Origin of the sequence: Actinomadura fibrosa (assembly GCF_900659615.1) — a bacterium.
GTDB lineage: Bacteria > Actinomycetota > Actinomycetes > Streptosporangiales > Streptosporangiaceae > Spirillospora > Spirillospora fibrosa.
This window is the reverse complement of record NZ_CAACUY010000446.1, coordinates 1-4,005: the sequence shown is the minus strand read 5'-3', so window position 1 is coordinate 4,005 and position 4,005 is coordinate 1. Positions and strand designations below refer to the sequence as shown.

The 4,005-nt window shown below is 75.5% G+C and carries 4 protein-coding genes; 1 reads left to right on the top strand and 3 read right to left on the bottom strand.

Annotated elements, in window-relative coordinates; all coding sequences use genetic code 11:
* Nucleotides 1–869, top strand: an 869-nt coding sequence (locus tag E1300_RS48225) for an ABC transporter permease (RefSeq protein ID WP_242619885.1), incomplete at its 5' end; no start/stop codon positions are given.
* Between the two features lie 39 nt (nt 870–908).
* Here E1300_RS48225 and E1300_RS48220 read toward each other — a convergent pair.
* From E1300_RS48220 to lnt, 3 genes are all read right to left on the bottom strand, one after another.
* Nucleotides 909–1,472 carry an FxsA family protein gene (locus tag E1300_RS48220; protein WP_242619884.1) on the bottom strand — a complete coding sequence of 188 codons (564 nt, stop codon included), beginning with the start codon at nt 1,470–1,472 and terminating at the stop codon, nt 909–911.
* A 107-nt stretch (nt 1,473–1,579) separates the two neighbouring features.
* Nucleotides 1,580–2,326 carry a polyprenol monophosphomannose synthase gene (locus E1300_RS48215; RefSeq protein ID WP_131763955.1) on the bottom strand — a complete coding sequence of 249 codons (747 nt, stop codon included), beginning with the start codon at nt 2,324–2,326 and terminating at the stop codon, nt 1,580–1,582.
* A 5-nt stretch (nt 2,327–2,331) separates the two neighbouring features.
* Nucleotides 2,332–4,005 (bottom strand): apolipoprotein N-acyltransferase (gene lnt / locus E1300_RS53190; protein WP_242619883.1); only part of this gene is annotated, 1,674 nt, incomplete at its 5' end.

Sequence of the window (4,005 nt, the reverse complement as noted above, 5' to 3'; positions counted from 1 at the left end):
CGGGGAGCGCGTCGGACGGCGTGCCCGGGCGGGTCCCGGGACGGGCGGGCCCCGTCCGCCCCGCCATCCGCGGGGCGACGCTGCGGCACGCGCTGCACGCCGAGTGGACCAAGCTGCGGACCCTGCGCAGCAGCGCCTGGCTGCTGCTCGGCCTCGCCGTGCTGATGGCCGGGGTCGGCGCGGCCGTGACCGGCTCCGTCGACACCTCCGCCTGCCCCTCGCCCGCCGGATGCCAGGAGGACACGCCCAGGCTGAGCCTGTCGGGCGTCCAGATCGCGCAGGTCGCGGCCGTCGTGCTCGGCGTCCTCACGATCGGCGGCGAGTTCTCCACCGGGACGATCAGCGCGACCCTCGCGGCGGTCCCCCGGCGCGCCCTGGTCCTGCTCGCCAAGGCCACCGTGATCACCGGGACCGTCGCCGTCGCGGCCTCAGCCGGGGTCCTCGGCTCCCTGGCCGCCGGGCGGCTGCTGCTGCCCGGCCAGGGCTTCACCGCCGCGAACGGCTACCCGCCGCTGTCGCTCGCCGACGGGCCCACCCTGCGGGCCGCGTCCGGCACCGTGCTCTACCTCGTCCTGGTCGCCTTGCTGTCCTTCGGCGCCGGAACGGCGCTGCGCGACACCGCGGGTGCGATCACCGGCGTCCTCGCGCTGCTCTGGCTCGCCCCGGTGATCACCCGGGTCGTCGGGGACGAGCACTGGCGCGACCGGCTGGAGAAGATCGCGCCCATGCCGGCGGGCCTGTCGATCCAGTACACCAAGGCGCTGGACCGGCTCGCGATCGGGCCGTGGGCCGGGCTCGGGGTCCTCGCCGCCTACGCGGCCGCCGCCCTGCTGCTCGGCGGCGCGCTGTTCGTCACCCGCGACCCGTGACACCGGACCGCCGGGACCGCTGGGACCGCTGGGGCCGGGTCAGGTGCGGGACGGGCGCTCGTCCTCGTCCGCCGTGTCGTGGACGACCTCGCCGCGGACCACCGGGCCCGCCGGGGTCGCGCCGCCGTCCCGCTCCGCCGGCCCCGGCCCGAACGGCCCGAACCCGCCGCCGGGACCGCCGCCCAGCCCGCCGCCCAGGCCCTGCGGGAACACCGCGGCCGACCGCGCCTCGGCCTGCCGCACCCGCCGCGCCGCGTACCCGGCCAGGGCCCGGCGGACCAGCGGACGGGTGAACGGCAGCACGAACAGCAGCCCCACCACGTCGGTGACGAACCCCGGGATCATGATCAGCGCGCCGCCGGCCAGGACGAGCGCCGCGTCGCCGAGCTCGTGCTCGGGCATGCTCCCGCGCTGGAGGGCCTCCTGGAGCGCCCGCCAGGCGCGCCGGCCCTCCCGCCGGACGATCCAGGCGCCCAGCAGCGTCTCGGCGGCCAGCAGCCCGACCGTCGGCCAGGCGCCGATCGCGTGGCCGACCTGGATGATCGTGAAGATCTCCACGATCGGGGTCAGCAGGAACGCCAGCACGAGTACGAGCGGCAGCATGGCTCCATCTTCGGGTCGCGGGACACCGGACCGCCCGGCGCCGTCCATCCCGTTCAACGCCGGACCGCCCCCGAACGTTTCCCTCCGGGGCGGCCCGGGGCGGGCGCTCAGCGGGGGCCGCGGAACCTCGACACGCGGTCGTTCACGCCCCACTGGGTGATCCGCAGCGCCGCCTCGGCCATCACGTCCCGGCTCATCTTGCTGGTGCCGTGCACCCGCTCGACGAAGGTGATCGGGACCTCCACCACCCGCAGCCCCTGCTGGAGGGCCCGCAGCGCCAGGTCGATCTGGAAGCAGTAGCCGCGCGACTCGACCCCGTCCAGGTCGATCTTGTCGAGGGTGGCGGCGCGGAACGCCCGGTAGCCGCCGGTCGCGTCGTGCAGGTGGAACCCGAGCATCAGCCGCGCGTAGGTGTTGGCGCCCCGCGACAGCGCCTCGCGCCGCTTCGGCCAGTTCAGCACCTTGCCGCCGGGCACCCAGCGGGCCCCGATGACGAGGTCGGCGTCCTCCAGCGCGGCCAGCAGCCGCGGCAGCTCCTCGGGCTGGTGCGAGCCGTCGGCGTCCATCTCGACCATGACGTCGTAGCCGTGCTCGGCGGCCCACCGGAACCCGGCGATGTAGGCGGCGCCGAGCCCGTCCTTGGCGGTGCGGTGCAGGACCTTCACCTGCCCGTCGTCGGCGGCCATCTCGTCGGCGAGCTCCCCGGTGCCGTCCGGGCTGGCGTCGTCGACGACCAGGACGTCCACCGACGGCGCCGTCTCGCGCACCCGGCCGACGATGCCCTCGATGTTGTCCCGCTCGTTGTACGTCGGGATGATCACGAGCACCCGGCCGAGGTCGGCTGGGATCTCCATCGGTGTCAATTCCCCTCGTTCTTCCTGGATGATGACCACGCCGCCGCGCAGGCCGCCCCGGCGCCCAGCGCGGCGAGCGCCCACTCGGGCGCCTCTCCCAGCCGGTCCGACAGCGTACGCGACGTGCGCGCCGGCACGCGGGCGACCTGGATGTCGGGGACGAACTCCCGCGACCGGTCGACCATGCGGCCGTCCGGGGCGACGATCGCGCTGATCCCGCTCGTCGCGGCAACCAAGATCGTACGGCCGTGCTCCACCGCGCGCAGCCGGGACATCGCGATCTGCTGCGGCGGCAGGCTGGTCCTGCCGTAGGTGGCGTTGTTGGTCTGGACGACCAGCACGTCGCCGCGCGCGACGTCCCGGACCTCCTTGTCGTAGGCCACCTCGAAGCAGATCACGTCGCCGATGTTCACCGGCCCCAGCCGCATCACCCCGGACCGCTTGCCCTTGGCGAAGTCGCGCGGGATCCGCTCGAACCGCGTGATCAGCTTGGTCAGGACGTCCCGGAACGGCAGGTACTCCCCGAACGGCACCGGATGCCGCTTGACGTAGTAGTCGCCGGGGCCGGTGCGCGGGTCCCAGACGATGCCGCGGTTCTCGACCTTCGTCCCGTCGGGGGTGTCGGTGAGCGCGCCGACGAGCACCGGGACGCTGACGTCCTTCACCGCGGCGTCGATCGCGGTGTAGGCGTCGGGCTCGGTGTAGGGGTCCAGGTCGCTGGCGTTCTCCGGCCAGACGACCAGTTCCGGCCGGGCGACCTTGCCCGCGCGGACCTGCGCGGCGAGCTCGTGCGTGCGCTGGACGTGGTTGTTCAGCACCGCCTTGCGCTGGCCGAGGAAGTCCAGGCCGAGCCGGGGCACGTTCCCCTGGATCACCGCGACGGTCACCGGGCGGCCCGCGGTCGGGGTGGGGATCAGCGCCCCGATGCCGATGATCGCCACGATCGCCGCGACCGCGACCGCCACGGGCACGGCGGCCCGCCGGATCACCGTCCTGGACCGTCCACCGCGCGGTGTGCCCGGCGCCTTGGTCGCCCCGGCCTCGGGAGCGCCTGGTTCGTCGGCGCCGGTCTCGGCGGGCTCAGGCGAGGCGGCGGACGTCTCGGCGGACGCGGCGGACGTGGCGGCAGGCTCGGCGGCGGGCGTCGCGGCAGGGTCGGTGGCGCGGGCGCGCAGGACGGCGGCCGCGGCGTAAGCGAGCAGCCCGCCGACCAGGGCGGTCAGGAACGTGACCAGGGGCGCGCCGCCGAGGGAGGCGTAGGGCGTCAGCGGGGTGGCGGTCTGGCTGAACGCCAGCCGCGCCCACGGGAACCCGCCGAACGGGACGCGGCCGCGGATCACCTCCTCGCCGACCCAGAGGGCGGCCGTCCACACCGGCCAGCCGGGCAGCCGGGTGACCAGCGCGATCCCGGCGCCCAGGGGCAGGAAGTAGGCCGCCTGGACCAGGCTCAGCAGGATCCAGCCGTCCGGGCCGATCTTGATGATGCCGTCCAGGACGGGCAGGAAGAACGCGGCGCCGCCGAGGAAGCCGAGCCACGCGCCGGTGCGGGCGGCCTGCCCGCGCAGCGCGAGGGTCAGCAGCGCGACGGCGACCGGGGCGAGGGGGGTGAGGTCGGCGGGCGGGAACGCCGGCCACAGCAGCAGGCCCGCGGCCACGGCCAGCAGCGTCCGGGGCCAGCC